General features: G+C 69.5%; 11 protein-coding genes and 1 pseudogene. 8 read left to right on the forward strand and 4 right to left on the reverse strand.

What is annotated here, in order from left to right:
* The first annotated feature begins 2 nt into the window (after positions 1-2).
* The 6 genes and pseudogenes from G6N14_RS07090 (at position 3) to G6N14_RS07110 (ending at position 4,178) form a co-directional block, all read left to right on the forward strand.
* Positions 3-794 carry an ABC transporter permease gene (locus tag G6N14_RS07090; RefSeq protein ID WP_085136814.1) on the forward strand — a complete coding sequence of 264 codons (792 nt, stop codon included), beginning with the start codon at positions 3-5 and terminating at the stop codon, positions 792-794.
* Positions 795-856: 62 nt separating this feature from the next.
* Positions 857-1,240, forward strand: a pseudogene (locus G6N14_RS21455) (ATP-binding cassette domain-containing protein); the annotation flags it as partial.
* Between the two features lie 396 nt (positions 1,241-1,636).
* Positions 1,637-1,909 carry a TOBE domain-containing protein gene (locus G6N14_RS21460; RefSeq protein WP_407663163.1) on the forward strand — a complete coding sequence of 91 codons (273 nt, stop codon included), beginning with the start codon at positions 1,637-1,639 and terminating at the stop codon, positions 1,907-1,909.
* 36 nt (positions 1,910-1,945) lie between these two features.
* Positions 1,946-2,788 carry an alanine and proline-rich secreted protein Apa gene (locus tag G6N14_RS07100; RefSeq protein ID WP_085136813.1) on the forward strand — a complete coding sequence of 281 codons (843 nt, stop codon included), beginning with the start codon at positions 1,946-1,948 and terminating at the stop codon, positions 2,786-2,788.
* A gap of 37 nt (positions 2,789-2,825) precedes the next feature.
* Positions 2,826-3,119, forward strand: coding sequence for a GlsB/YeaQ/YmgE family stress response membrane protein (locus G6N14_RS07105; protein ID WP_085136812.1), 294 nt, complete (start codon positions 2,826-2,828; stop codon positions 3,117-3,119).
* Positions 3,120-3,152: 33 nt separating this feature from the next.
* Entirely contained in the window at positions 3,153-4,178 is a 1,026-nt protein-coding gene (locus tag G6N14_RS07110) for a zinc-binding alcohol dehydrogenase family protein (protein ID WP_085136811.1), read from the forward strand.
* Positions 4,179-4,194: 16 nt separating this feature from the next.
* Here the strand turns inward: G6N14_RS07110 and G6N14_RS07115 are convergent, their stop codons facing one another.
* From G6N14_RS07115 to G6N14_RS07125, 3 genes are read right to left on the reverse strand one after another with little or no spacing between them, the layout of a single operon-like run.
* Complete coding sequence (locus tag G6N14_RS07115; RefSeq protein WP_085136810.1) at positions 4,195-4,962, reverse strand: CPBP family intramembrane glutamic endopeptidase; 768 nt, start codon at positions 4,960-4,962, stop codon at positions 4,195-4,197.
* Positions 4,963-5,017: 55 nt separating this feature from the next.
* Positions 5,018-5,428 (reverse strand): MmpS family transport accessory protein, encoded by a 411-nt coding sequence (locus G6N14_RS07120; protein WP_234809001.1) that lies wholly within the window; start codon positions 5,426-5,428, stop codon positions 5,018-5,020.
* Between the two features lie 5 nt (positions 5,429-5,433).
* Positions 5,434-7,839 (reverse strand): phosphoketolase family protein, encoded by a 2,406-nt coding sequence (locus G6N14_RS07125; protein WP_085136855.1) that lies wholly within the window; start codon positions 7,837-7,839, stop codon positions 5,434-5,436.
* Positions 7,840-7,896: 57 nt separating this feature from the next.
* On the opposite strand from G6N14_RS07125, the gene G6N14_RS07130 reads away from it, so the two are divergent.
* Positions 7,897-10,263, forward strand: a complete 2,367-nt coding sequence (locus G6N14_RS07130; protein ID WP_085136808.1) for a CaiB/BaiF CoA-transferase family protein — start codon at positions 7,897-7,899, stop codon at positions 10,261-10,263.
* A gap of 52 nt (positions 10,264-10,315) precedes the next feature.
* Here G6N14_RS07130 and G6N14_RS07135 read toward each other — a convergent pair whose 3' ends face one another.
* Positions 10,316-12,628, reverse strand: a complete 2,313-nt coding sequence (locus tag G6N14_RS07135) for a hypothetical protein (RefSeq protein WP_085136854.1) — start codon at positions 12,626-12,628, stop codon at positions 10,316-10,318.
* 139 nt (positions 12,629-12,767) lie between these two features.
* Between G6N14_RS07135 and G6N14_RS07140 the strand changes: the two genes are divergently transcribed.
* Entirely contained in the window at positions 12,768-14,408 is a 1,641-nt protein-coding gene (locus G6N14_RS07140) for a sensor domain-containing protein (protein WP_163787090.1), read from the forward strand.
* Positions 14,409-14,417: the final 9 nt, after the last annotated feature.

The following is a 14,417-nucleotide window of genomic DNA, read 5'->3' on the forward strand; positions in this document are numbered from 1 at the left end:
GCATGGTCGGCCGGCCTGATGACCTGCCGCGCTGGGTCTATGTGCCCGCCGCCCTCGGCGCGGCATTCGTGGTGTTGCCGCTGGCCGGGATCGCGGTCAAAGTCGACTGGCCGCATTTCTGGTCACTGATCAGCAGCCCATCGGCCACCACGGCACTGCAACTGAGCCTGCGCACAGCGGCGGCCAGCACCGTGCTGTGCGTGCTCCTGGGAGTGCCGATGGCCTTGGTGCTGGCGCGCAGTCGCGCGGCGGTGGTGCGGATCCTGCGACCGCTGGTGCTGCTGCCGCTGGTCTTGCCGCCGGTGGTGGGTGGCATCGCGCTGTTGTACGCCTTCGGCAGGCTGGGGCTGCTGGGCCGGTACCTGGAAGCGGCCGGGGTCCACATCGCCTTCACCACCACCGCGGTGGTGCTGGCACAGACGTTCGTGTCGCTGCCGTTCCTGGTGATCGCCCTCGAAGGTGCGGCGCGGACGGCCGGCGCCGATTACGAGCTGGTGGCGGCCACGTTGGGCGCCCGGCCCAGCGCCGTCTGGTGGCGCGTCACGCTGCCGCTGTTGACCCCCGGCCTGGTCTCCGGATCGGTGTTGGCGTTCGCTCGCTCCCTCGGAGAGTTCGGGGCGACGCTGACCTTCGCCGGATCCCTCGAAGGTGTCACCCGGACCCTGCCGCTGGCCATCTACCTGCAGCGGGTGTCCGACGCGGAGGCCGCAGCGGCCATGTCGCTGTTGTTGGTGGCCGTTGCCGTAGTGGTGGTGGGGGTGCTGGGCGCCCGGCAGTGGGGCCGCATCCGATGAGCGCCGACGCGGTGGGGCTCACCGTGCGGGCGGTGGTTCCCGAGCGCGGCCTGGACGTCCGTCTGAATCTGGCGCCGGGCGAGATTCTGGCGGTGCTGGGGCCCAACGGGGCGGGAAAGTCCACGCTGCTGCACGTGATAGCGGGTCTGGTGCAGCCCGATGACGGGCTGGTGCGGGCGGGGGACCGGATTTTGACCGATACCGGAGCCGGGGTGCGGGTGGCCACCTTCGCGCGGCGGATCGGTCTGCTGCTGCAGGACCCGCTGCTGTTTCCGCACCTGAATGTGGCGGCCAACGTGGCGTTCGGCGCGCAGCGCCCCCGGTACCGCCCGCCATGGCGACGGGCGGGTGCGCATGCGGTGGCGGCGCCGTGGCTGCGAGCGGTCGGCGCCGAGGGACTGGCCGGGCGGCGGCCCCACCAGCTGTCCGGGGGACAGGCGCAGCGGGTCGCGATCGCGCGGGCCCTGGCCGCCGAACCGGAGGTGCTGTTGCTCGACGAGCCGCTGTCCGGTCTTGACGTCGGCGCGGCGTCCGCGGTGCGCAGGGTGTTGCGCGATGTGCTCGGCGCCGCCGGCCGCACCACCGTGCTGGTCACCCACGACCTGCTCGACGTCTTCGCGCTGGCCGACCGCGTGCTGGTCCTCGAATCGGGCCGGGTCGCCGAGGTCGGCCGTACCGCCGACGTGTTGGCCGCGCCGCGGAGCCGGTTCGGCGCCCAGATCGCGGGATTCAACCTGGTCGCCGGGGTCCTTGACGACGCCGGCGTGTTGCACACCGGCTGGGGGGAGACCTGGCGCGGGAAACCCGGCGATGGTGTGGAACCGGGCCGGCCGGCGGTCGCGGTGAGTGCACCCCAGGCGGTAGCGGTCTATCGCGAGCGTCCGGGACCCGGCAGCCCGCGCAATGTCGTCCAGGTGACCCTGGCCGGGCTCGAGGTCCGGGGCAGTACGGTTTCGGTCCGCGGTGTCGAACAGCCGGATGGAGCGCCGGGATTGGCCGCGGACATCACCGCGGATGCGGCCGCCGAACTGCGCCTGGCGCCGGGGGAGACCGTCTGGTTCGGGGTCAAAGCCCAGGAGGTGACGCTGCGCGCGACACACCCTGGTGCGGCGTAACTTGCGTACCGATGGCAACACGGTAGTTTTTCTGCCATGAAGCAGGTGGACCTGACCTCACGGGGCATCCGGGCGATGGCAGCGACCGCGCTCGCCGGTGCATTGGCATTTGCGGTCGCGGCGCCGGTACACGCGGATCCGGTCCCGCCGCCTCCCGCCCCACCCAGCGCGGAAACCGCGCCCGCAGACCCGAACGCCCCCGCGCCCGCCGCCGAGCCGGCCGCCCCTGAGTTGGGCCGAGTCGACGACGTCGCGGGCGGTCTGAGCTTCGTGCTGCCGGCCGGTTGGGTGCAGTCCGACACCACCCACCTCGAATACGGCTCGTCGCTGTTGAGCAAGAAGACCGGTGACCCGATGCTGCCGGGCCAGCCGGCGCCGGTGGCCAACGACACCAGGATCGTGCTCGGAAAGCTCGACCAGCGGCTGTATGCCAGTGCCGAGACCGACAACGCCAAGGCCGCCACCCGCCTGGGGTCGGACATGGGCGAGTTCTTCATGCCGTACCCCGGCACGCGCGCCAACCAGGTGAGCGCCCCGCTCAACGGGGGCGGCCTGACCGGCAGCGCCTCCTACTACGAGGTCAAGTTCACCGATCCCGCCAAGCCCGTCGGCCAGATCTGGAGCGGCGTGATCGGTGTACCGCCGGCCGGCGACGCCGCCGGTCCGCAGACCGAGCGCTGGTTCGTGGTGTGGCTGGGCACCGCCAACAACCCGGTGGACACCAACGCGGCCATCGCGCTGGCCGAATCCATCCGGCCCCTGGCGCCGCCGCCCGCCGAGCAGGTTCCCGGCTCGGTTCCCGGCCCGGTTCCCGGCCCGCCGGACGCCGCCCCACCGGCTGGTCCCGCGCCTGCTGCGGGGCCCGCGCCCGCAGCCTGATCACCGCGGCTTACTGCCACGACCTGAGGATCCCGCTATGGCCGGAAGCTACCTCGCTGCTGCGCTGGCCCCGCCGACGTCGGTCAGCTGGCTGGCCTACGTTCTGATCGGCGGCATCGCCGGCTGGCTGGCGAACCGCATCATGAAGCGCGGCGAATCGGGCATCCTGCTCAACATCGCCATCGGAGTGATCGGCGGTTTCATCGGCGGGATGCTGCTCGGCTGGTTCGGTGTCGACGTCGAGGACGGCCGCCGGTGGTTCACCTTCTTCGTCTCCCTCGGCGGGGCCATTGTCTTGTTGTGGCTGGTCGGACTGATCCGCCGCAGGTAGCCGTGAGCGCGTTCCAACGCGCACCATAGGACTATGGCGTCGAGGGTGGCCGGGGAGATGCTGGGCTGGCGCGTGCAGCGGCCCGGCCCGATAGACAGCAAGCCACTGGAGCGGGTCAGCACCGCGGTGCCGCGACCGCAGCCCTCGGAGCTGTTGCTGGCCGTCCACGCCTGCGGCGTGTGCCGCACCGACCTGCATGTCGCCGAAGGCGACCTTCCCGTGCACCGTCGCGGGGTGATCCCGGGCCATGAGGTGGTCGGCGAGGTCGTCGAGGTGGGGGCCGACGCCGGGACCGACTTCGCGGTGGGCGACCGGGTCGGAATCGCCTGGTTGCGGCATACCTGCGGCTCCTGCCGTTTCTGCCGCCGAGGCGATGAGAACCTGTGCCCGCGCTCCCGCTACACCGGCTGGGACGACGACGGAGGATATGCCGAATTCGCGACTGTACCAGCGGCTTTCGCGCATCACCTGCCCGCCGGATACCGCGACACCGAGTTGGCGCCGCTGCTGTGCGCGGGGATCATCGGGTATCGCTCGTTGCAGCGCGCGGACCTGCCGCCCGGCGGTCGGCTGGGCATCTACGGGTTCGGCGGCAGCGCGCACATCACCGCCCAGGTCGCGCTCGCCCGCGGCGCCGAGGTGCATGTGATGACGCGTGGCGCGCGGGCGCGGGAACTGGCGCTCGAGCTCGGCGTCGCCTCGGTGCAGGGCGCCGCCGACCCGCCCCCGGTGCCGCTGGACTCGGCGATCCTGTTCGCCCCGGTCGGGGAGCTGGTGTTGCCGGCCTGCGAGGCTCTGGATGCCGGCGGCACCTGCGCGATCGCCGGAATCCACCTCAGCGACATTCCGCCGCTGAACTACCAGCGCCATCTGTTTCGGGAGCGTCAGATCCGCTCGGTCACGTCCAACACCCGCGCGGACGCCCGCGCCTTTCTGGACTTCGCCGCGGAGCACCATATCGAAGTCACCACGCCGATATACGCGCTGGACGCCGCCGACCGGGCGTTGGAGGACCTGGGCGCGGGCCGGATCGCGGGGGCAGCGGTATTGGTGGTGTAGGGCCGCCGGGCTAGGGCTAGGACGACACCTGCCAGACAAGGGCGGCGGCAAGCGCGCCGACCCCGTTGAGCGACCAGTGCAGCGCGATCGGTGCGATCAGGCTGCCGCTGCGCCGCCGCAGCCAGCTGAACACGAATCCTGCGACCGCGGTGGCCAGCACCGCCAGCGTCACTCCGGCGAGCATTCCGAGGAAACCGCCCCCGAAGATGCGGGTGAGGCCCACGTTGTTACTGGTCAGCCCGAGCGATGTGGCCACATGCCACAGCCCGAACAACAGCGAACCGGCCGCCGCCACCCCGCGAAAACCCCAGGCCCGGTGCAGCGCGCCGTGCAGTGCGCCGCGGAACGCCAACTCCTCGGGAATGACGGTCTGCAACGGAATGACCACCATCGATGCCACCAGCGCGCCCGACAGCGTGGCGTAGTGGTTGTTCAAGAACATCGGCCGGGTCACCGGCAGCAGCACCCCGACCGCGATCACCGATACCACCACCAGCACGGCGGCCAGCGCGTAGCCGAGCCCCGATCGCCAGTGCGCGCGCCCCAGGCCGAGTTCGGTCCAGGTCAGGCCGCTGTAGCGGACCAGCGCGATCAGGCCGACGGCGGTCGCCGGGACGGTCGCGACCGCTGCCCAGGGGGTGGTGAAGTGCGCGACCACATTGGCCAGGGCCAGCACCACCACCACAACGGCGACGTCGACGAACGCACGAAACCGGTTCAGCGCCGACAAATCCCCCACCAGGGGGTGCCATCCCCCCGGCGCCGCGAATTCGTGAGCAGACATTGGTCGAAATTCTACCCGCGGCGGCGCGGACGGGGCGGCGTCGTGACGCGCGGTACTACTTGGGGCCGTGGGTCTCGCACAGCACCCGCGCCGGAGCCCCGCTGGCGCTGTTCTGGCTGACGACCTTGCCGTTGACGCTGATCGTGCAGGTCAGCGAGCCGGGTCCGGCGCTGTGGGCGCTCAGTGAGTAGGACGAGGGGCTGGTCGCATTGGTCATCGATCCGGTCAGCTGGATCGACCACGGCAGCGCGGCGTTGGTGGTGTGGGCCTGACCGCTTTGGCCCTGGTAGGTGATGTAGCCGGCGACACCTGTGCCGGTGAGGTCGTAGCGGACCGGCACCCGGGTGTGGTCCGGCGTGGCGCCCGCCGCCCCCGCACCGGCGATGGCGGCCGACGCGACGAGGGCGCCGAACAGCAACGACGTCGCCTTGCGGAGCATCCGGACGGGTGCGGGGTGAGCGGTCATGGCCGTCACCTTATCTCGCCGCCTTCGCGCTCTGCGCCCGATCGCCAGGTCCAGTTGGTGATGCCCGGATCGTCCTCGCCGTGTTCGCGGGTGTAGCGCCGAGCGGCCAGCCGGGCGTCGACCATCTGCTGGCGCAGCACCGCGCAGCGGCCGCCCAGGCTGGGCACCCGGTCGATCACGTCCATCACCAAGTGGAAGCGATCCAGGTCGTTGAGCATCACCATGTCGAACGGCGTGGTGGTGGTGCCGCGTTCGCGGTAGCCGCGCACATGCATCTGATCGTGGTTGGCCCGTGAGTAGGTGAGCCGGTGGATCAGCCACGGGTAGCCGTGGTAGGCGAAGATCACCGGCTTGTCGCAGGTGAACAAGGCATCGAACTCGTCGTCGGGCAAGCCGTGCGGGTGATCGGACGGCGGTTGAAGGCGCATGATGTCCACGACGTTCACCACGCGCACGGCGAGGTCGGGCAGCTCGCGGTAGAGGATGTCCGCCGCGGCCAGCGTCTCCAGGGTCGGGATGTCCCCGGCGCAGGCCAGCACCACCTCCGGCTCGCCGACGGTGGTGCCCGCCCACTCCCAGATCCCCAGCCCGCGGGTGCAGTGCGCCACCGCCGCGGGCATGTCCAGGTACGCCAGTGCCGGTTGCTTGCCGGCGACGATGACGTTGACGTAGTCGCGGCTGCGCAGGCAGTGGTCGGCGACCGACAGCAGCGTGTTGCCGTCCGGCGGCAGGTAGACGCGCACCACCTCGGGCCGTTTGTTGGCGACCAGATCGATGAACCCCGGGTCCTGGTGCGACGCCCCGTTGTGGTCCTGACGCCAGACATGGGAGGTCAGCAGATAGTTCAGCGAGGCGATCGGCCGGCGCCATGACAGCTCGCGGCTGACGGCCAGCCATTTGGCGTGCTGGTTGAACATCGAGTCGACGATGTGCACAAATGCCTCGTAGCAGTTGAACAGCCCGTGTCGCCCGGTCAGCAGGTAACCCTCGAGCCAGCCCTGGCACAGGTGCTCGGAGAGCACCTCCATGACCCGGCCGTCGGGGGCCAGATGGTCGTCGCACGGTTCGGTCGGCGACAACCACACCCGGTCGGTTTCGCCGAACACCGCCGAGAGCCGGTTGGACGCGGTCTCGTCGGGACCCATCAACCGGAACCGATCGCGGTTGCGGTCGATGACGTCGCGCAGGAACGTGCCGAGCACGCGGGTGGCTTCGTGGATCTCGGTGGCCGGTCGGTTCACCGGCACCGCGTAGTCGCGGAAGTCGGGAAGGTCCAGGTCGTGAAGCAGCAGCCCGCCGTTGGCGTGCGGGTTGGCGCTCATCCGGCGGTCGCCCCGCGGCGCCAGCGCGGCCAGCTCCGGCCGCAGGCGGCCGGCGGCGTCGAAGAGCTCCTCCGGCCGGTAGCTCTGCATCCACTGCTGGAGCTGGCGGCGGTGCCCGGAGTCGGTACGGGTCTGCGCCAGCGGCACCTGATGGGCCCGCCAGGTTCCTTCCACCTGCTGGCCGTCGACCGTCTTCGGCCCGGTCCAGCCCTTGGGGGTGCGCAACACGATCATCGGCCAGACCGGCCGCGTCGGCGTGGAGCCGGCGCGCGCGGTGTGCTGGATCGCCGCGATGTCGTCGAACGCGTCCTCGAGGGCGGCCGCCAGTGATCGATGCACCAGGGCCGGATCGTCGCCGGCGACGGTGATCGGCCGATACCCGTAACCGCGCAGCAGTGCCTCCAGCTCCGGGTGCGGAATACGGGCCAGCACCGTGGGATTGGCGATCTTGTAGCCGTTGAGATGCAGGATGGGCAGCACGGCGCCGTCCACCGCCGGGTTCAGGAATTTGTTCGAGTGCCAGCCGGCGGCCAGCGGACCGGTCTCCGCCTCGCCGTCGCCGATCACGCATGCCACCACCAGGTCCGGGTTGTCGAAGGCCGCGCCGAAGGCGTGCACCAGCGAATAGCCGAGCTCGCCGCCCTCGTGGATGGAACCCGGCGTCTGGGCGGCCACATGGCTGGGGATGCCGCCGGGAAAGGAGAACTGTCGGAACAGTTTCCGCAGCCCGTCGGTGTTGTGGCCGATACCGGTGTACACCTCGCTGTAGGTGCCCTCCAGATAGGCGTTGGCGACCAGCGCCGGCCCGCCGTGGCCGGGGCCGGTGATGAAGATGACGTTGGCGTCGCGCTCGCGGATGATCCGGTTCAGGTGCAGGTAGAGCAGGTTCAGGCCCGGTGTGGTGCCCCAGTGCCCCAGCAGCCGGGGTTTGACGTGCTCGGGCAGCAGCGGTTCGGTCAGCAGCGGATTGTCGAGCAGATAGATCTGGCCCACCGACAGATAGTTCGCGGCCCGCCAGTAGGCATCGAGGCGGGCCAGCTCATCGTCGGGGAGTGCAGGTGCGGATGGAGTGACGTCGGTTGCACTCATCTTGTCGATTGTCCCGCCGAACCCGGACCCCGGCAACCGGTTCATTACCCTGTCAGCGTGTTGTTGGACGCTGTTCGTGTATTGGATCTGGCCGGCGGAGACGCCGACGCGGTAACCCGGCTGCTCGCCGACCTGGGAGCCGACGTGCTCAAGGTGGAGCCGCCCGGCGGCAGTCCGGCGCGCAGCGCTGCGCCGCTGCTCGGCGGCGTGAGCATTCCGTTCGCGCTGCACAACGCGAACAAGCGCAGCCTCGTGCTGGATCCCGCCGAGGACCGAGACCGCCGCCGGTTCGCCGAACTGGTGGCCACCGCCGACATCGTGGTGGACAGCGGCCGGCCCGGACGGGCCGCCGACTTCGGCACCTCGTGCGCAGAGCTGGCCGATCGCTTCGCCCACCTGGTGACGATGTCGGTCACCGATTTCGGGCAGACCGGGCCGCGCTCGTCGTGGCAGGCCACCGACGCGGTGCTCTACGCGCTCTCGGGAGCTCTGTCACGGTCGGGTCCCACCACGGGGACCCCGGTTCTGCCGCCCGCGGGGATCGCCTCGGCGACCGCGGCGGTGCAGGCCGCCTGGGCAGTGCTGGTCGCCTACTACAACCGGTTGCGCTGCGGAACCGGGGACTACATCGACTTCTCCCGGTACGACGCGGTGGTCACTGTGCTCGACCCGGTGTTCGGGGCGCACGGCCAAGCCGCGGCTGCGCAACGCGCCTCGAGCCGGTGGCGTGGGCGGCCCCGCAACCAGGACGCATACCCCATCCTGCCGTGCCGCGACGGCTACGTCCGGCTCTGCGTGATGTCGCCGCGACAGTGGCGCGCGCTGTGGAGCTGGCTGGGTGAGCCCGCCGAGTTCGCCGATCCCAAATTCGGAGTGATCGGCGAACGGTTCGCCGTCTGGCCGCAGATCAGCGCCTTGATCCGTCAGCTGTTCGCCGACCAGGACATGGTGGATCTCGTGGCAGCCGGGCAGTCGCGCGGTGTGCCGATCGCCGCCGTGGGGGACCCGGCGCAGGTGCTCGAGCAGGAGCACTTCGTGGCCGCCCGGGCGGTCACCCGGGCGGAGCTGGCGCCGGGGCTGTCCGCGACGATACCCACCGGCTACTACGTGGTCGACGACCAGCGGGCCGGCTTCCGGTCGCCGGCGCCGGCCTGCGGCGACGCCGACGCCGAATGGCTGACGGGTCCCTCCATCGGGCCGGCGTCCGACGCCGCCGTCGGCGGCCGGCCCTTCGAGGGAGTGCGGATCGTCGACCTGGGTGTCATCGTTGCCGGCGGCGAGGCCAGCCGGCTCTTCGGCGACATGGGCGCCGAGATCATCAAGGTGGAGAGTCCGGCCTACCCGGACGGGCTTCGGCAGGCGCGGCCGGGCGAGGCGATGAGCGAGTCGTTCGCCTGGACACACCGCAACAACTCCGGATTCGGTCTGGATCTGCGCAGTCCGGCCGGCAAGGAGCTCTTCGCCCGCCTGGTCGGCACGGCCGATGCGGTGCTGGCCAACTTCAAACCGGGCACGCTGGCCGCCCTCGGCTTTTCCTACGAGGTGCTGCGCGAACTCAATCCACGGATCGTCCTTGCCGAGAGCAGCGCCTTCGGCGAGACCGGCCCGTGGAGCGACCGCATGGGTTATGGCCCGCTGGTGCGGGCCACCACCGGAATCACCGCGCTGTGGACCGCCACCGACGACGAGGGCGACGCCCAGCGTCACCCGTTCTACGACGCGACCACGGTCTTTCCCGATCACGTGGTGGCCCGGGTCGCGGCCATCGGGGCGCTGGCGGCGCTGATCGGGGCCCGGCGCACCGCGACGGGCAGCCACGTCCACGTGTCGCAGGCCGAGACCGCGGTCAATCAGCTCGACACCAGCTACGTCGCCCGTGCCGCGGGCCCGGCGGTGCAGCCCGACAGCGCGGTGGACCTGGTGTGCCCGTGTGCCGGTGATGACGAGTGGTGTGTGATCTCGATTCGCACCGACGCCGATATGGGGGCTGTCGCCACCGCCTTCGACGATCCGGCGCTGGCCGCCGACGGCCGTTACGGCACCGGGGCGGCGCGGGCTGCTCACCACGCCGAACTGGCGGCCGCGCTGGGCCGCCACACCGCGACCCGGCCCGCCGCGGCGGTAGGGGAGCTGTTGCAGGCCGCCGGGGTGCCCGCCGCGCCGATGAACCGGCCGCCCGATGTGGCCGATGATCCGCAGCTGGCTCACCGATCGGTGTTCGCGCCCATGACCCACCCGCTGATCGAGCACGCGTTGCCGGCCGAGACCGGTCCGGCGCCGTACCGCAACATTCCGCCGGCGCTGCAGCGTCCCGCGCCGCTGCCCGGGCAGGACACCCGGGAGATCTGCCGCTCGATTCTCGGGCTCGAGGACGACGAGACCGACAAGCTGATCGCCGACGGAGTGCTGTTCGCCGCCGATTAGCCACCGCAACGACCGGTTCGGACGCCGAGCGGTTGCGTCCCGACTTGTTTCCTCACTGGGTGGGGACCGCCACGTAGTGGAGTGCGAATACATCTGCCGGGACTGGCCATTGCTCTCCCGCTTCGCCCTTGACGACCCAGTCGCCGTCGTCGGCGGCAGTAGGCCCCTCGGCGGTCTCGATCGTTTCGCCGGGGTGTGCGCGTCGCGCGAGAACCGTTCCGCATCGTTGCCATTCGTTGTTTCTGATATGCAGGTAGCTGGAGCGGAAGATTTCGTTGCGCACCGACCAGGTCGCACCGCCGTCGTGGACCCGCCAGTCGCCGGCGTCGGCCTGCATCGTCGCCCCGGATGGCGACGTCCACGTCCAGGGCGAGTCGTGCTGCTCGGCGCGCACGGTCCCCGCGCGGGTGTATGCCCGCCACACCGGGTGCGATCGATAGCCGAGCTGGCGCAGGCTCCACAGGGTGTTCGCCACGCCCACGAGCACTCCGTTCAGCAGCTGCGGGTCAGCCTGGACGACAGGCCAGTCGACAAGCTTGTCGTGTATTCGGTGTTTGTCGTCGCGACTCAGGCCGTATCTCCAACCGTTGTCGCGGTAGTAGCGGCACCAGTCCTGGTGTTCGGCTCGGGCCATCTCCATCGCTGAAGTGCGGTCAAAGCCCATCCTCTCGAGCTGCCTGAGCGGTGGCAGGCCCGCGATGTCGCGTTCTGCCAGCGGTGTCGGGACATCGCCCCAAGGGTTCCAGGTGTGCCCGGCAATCTGCTCAACCATCGATAGGGCGTTGCGGACCTGTCGTCGATTGGACCCGCGATAGAACTCGTCGAGTTCGGCCCACGGCAGTCTCGAGGGAAGCGGTGTGGTCTCGGGGCCCAGTGTGGACAGGTAGCGCTCGTGGATGAGGCTGGCTGCCCGCTCCCAAGCGTCTGGGGCTTGGCCGTCAGGAAACTCCAGCATCAGCCGATAGGTGCGTAAGCGCCCGACGAGGGACATCGGCCTGTCGCTCACGTGGCTGTCCGGATCCCAGCTGTACACCGGCATGGTGGGGAATCGGGCAGCCAGCCGGCTACCCAGAGTCGCGGCTCCTCGGGGAGCATGCTTCCAGTCGTCGACGAATATCACGGCGCTGGTGGCCGGGTCGCCGGTTTGGATCAGACGTTCCAGTACCGGGACCGACGGCGCACTCGGCACGACGTCGATGGTGGGCCCTGTGGCCGTAAGCCCGAACTGCTCGCGGTGGAACTCCTGGTCGCGGTGACATTCGTCGGCGTCTTCGCCGACCAGGGTGAATGCCGGCAATTCCGTTTCGGTCGGGGGGCTGTAGTAGTCGCGCTCCAGTTTGCGGCGATTCAGATCTGCGCAGAGCGCCAGGGTCAGCTGCGAGGTACCGCAGATGAACACGCGGCGGACGATCTTGGCCGCGATGATGTTGTCCAACAGCCAACTGGCGGTGATCTCATACTTTCCGATGGTGTCCACGGCCCATCGGGATTCGGCTCCACCGAGTTGCTGATTTCGCCACGCCTCTGCTTGCCAAGGGTCGTCTACGCGAACGACCAGTGGCAGCCGGATGTGGGGATCGCCCGCCCGTGCGAGGGCTCCGGTGACGGCATCCAGCCACATTCGGTTGTTGGAGGGTTCGCCGGAGAGCAGGTACAAACGCTCAAGGCGCCGCCACAAGGAGAGTGCGACCAGCGACGTCGGGTCATTGAGATCGACCGTCAGGACTCGGGCACCTTGCGCGCGGGCGCCCTGGGCGCTGTGCTCATCGGCCTGGTCGACGATGACCACGAGGGTGTCGCGTCGGCTCAGCGTCCGCGCTATACCTCCGATCATCGCGCTCGAATCGGCGTCGACGCCGATGACGGCGGTGACTGACGATGCGTGGTTTGCCTGGAGCAGGTCGACTTGGGATCGGAAGAGTGCGAGGGCAACGCCGGAGAGCCCTGTGAAGATTGCTCCCAGAGCTGCGAGTTGTGCCACCACCAGGGCGACCGGGGTGGTGGCCGGGCACACCTGCCCGTTCATCGAAAACTCGGTCATGCCGCCCTTGAGCAGCGCTGCGGTCCAGATCAGCGGCTGGAAGAAGGGCGGGTGAGCGTCGTCGTGGCAATCCCAAAAGGCACTGATGCCCAACAGCGCGCTCGTGGCCGCCAGCCCGGCCGCAACTGCGGCGGTGGCGCTTCCGGGCCGTCGGTCGCCACGTGCGCGCAGCACCAGGACGCACACCGAGACCAGTAATACCGCGGTGAGCACGACTGTCGGCCACGACCCGGGCCTGCCGAACCAGCTCAGCCACGGAGGCAGGCCGCGCGCTGCCGTCGGCCACCGGGCGAGCACGCATAGCCATGCCAGCGGCGGAACCATGCAGGCAACCGCGAAGCGCGCAAGGCGGCGAGGGGCGGCCAGGGCCTTCACCCGCCCTATCAGATGCCCTTGTGTGCACTGCGCCGGAATTGGGATCACCAATCTGTCTGTCAGTATTGTCTTACGGAGTTTACTGGGCATGCTAAGCCTCGAGTCGATCTTTCCGGAGGCGATGATGCTTTTTGTAAGTCACGCCAGCCAAGACAGGTCGGCAATAGAGGGTCTGCTGGCGGTATTGCGGCGCACTCGCCAGGAAGTGTGGCTGGACGACGAGCTCGGTGGCGGTGAGGCCTGGTGGCAAGCCATTCTGGAGAAGATCCGCGACTGCAGCGTATTCATCATCGCCCTGTCGAATAACGCGCTGGCATCCAAGCCCTGCGCGGCAGAGCTGCGGTACGCGCAGGCACTTCGGCGTCCCGTTCTTCCGGTTCAAATCGGTGCGGTCCACAGTGTGCGGGTCACGCCGCTTGCAGCGACGCAGATCATCGATTACCGCAATCCGCTCCACGAAACAGAAATCCGACTGCTCGCCGCCGTGCGGAAATGCCAAGCGCAGTGCGGTCCACTACCGCCGACCCTGCCCGATGAGCCGGAGGTGCCCTTCGCCTACTTGATGCGGATGGCCTCAGTACTGTCCCACCCAGCGCTGAGCCACCACGATCAAGCCGGGCTGGTGTCGGAGCTCAGACACAAGCTCGCAGAGGACTGCGCCGATCCTGCAGCACTGCGCGACATTGTTCGGCTGCTGTACCTGCTGCGCGATCGTCCGGACGTCACCTGGCGCATCCGCGGCGAGGTCGACGCCTTGTTGGCCGCGTGCGACTCTGACCTCTCGCCGTCGGTCGGGCTGGCTACGGTGCCGTTCTCGCGCCCCCATCGGGTCGAGTTGCCGTCGGCGCAGTTGCCCGTGGAGCGGCTGCGATCGAGTCGAGAATCCGCAACGGAGCGACCTCCCTCCGAGCCGCGATCAGTCATCGCGCTGACCCCGTCGTCGAAAATGCTCTCCCCTGCGGAGCCACCGCCGACACGTGCTCGGCCGGTGGCCATTGCCTCCCGCATCACCAAGGCAGGGCGGACCGGCTTCGCGCACAGCAGATGGATCCTTGCCTCCGCGGTCAGCCTGGCGGTGATCGCCGCGGTAGTGGTGGCGGTGCTGCACAGCCAGGCAGAACCGTCGGGGCCCGACGTCGCTCTACTCGACGACAGCACCTTGGACACCATCATGGGAGCCACCGGGATGAAGACGGCGGAAGGCGGCGTCCTGAAGGCCAAGCACATGCGCGGCACGGTCGAGGTGTCGCCGCCTGAGTGTGCGAGTGTGCTTTATCCAGGCCTGGATCGGACGTACCGGGACAGCGGGGGCGGGCAAGTCACCTGGCGGGTATCCGAGGACCGCGGCGGCATGGGGCGCGCGGGAGTCGACGGCAATTTCTTCGTCGACCAGGATGTGGCGTCTTTTCCCGCCGACACTGATCGGCCGACGGCGTTCGTCCGGGCTTCGGCGCTGCCGTGGAGGGCCTGTGCTGGGCAGACAGTCAGTGCGACCTACCCCGGACCAGAGACGTATACGTGGAATGTCGGGGAGGTGGTCGGGGATGTTCCGCAGATCGGCCAGTCATTCACCCGGGTCGGCGGTGCGCCTTATGCGTGCCAGCGTGTGATGCGGGTGGTCTCCAACCTGGTCCTCGATATCAAGGCCTGTGGTGATCACGTCGATGATGAGGCCAACAAGATCGCAGGCAGGCTGGCCGCGGTTATGACGGATGCGCCACCCTTTTGATTTTGATCT

This window comes from Mycolicibacter hiberniae (genome assembly GCF_010729485.1).
Lineage (GTDB): Bacteria > Actinomycetota > Actinomycetes > Mycobacteriales > Mycobacteriaceae > Mycobacterium > Mycobacterium hiberniae.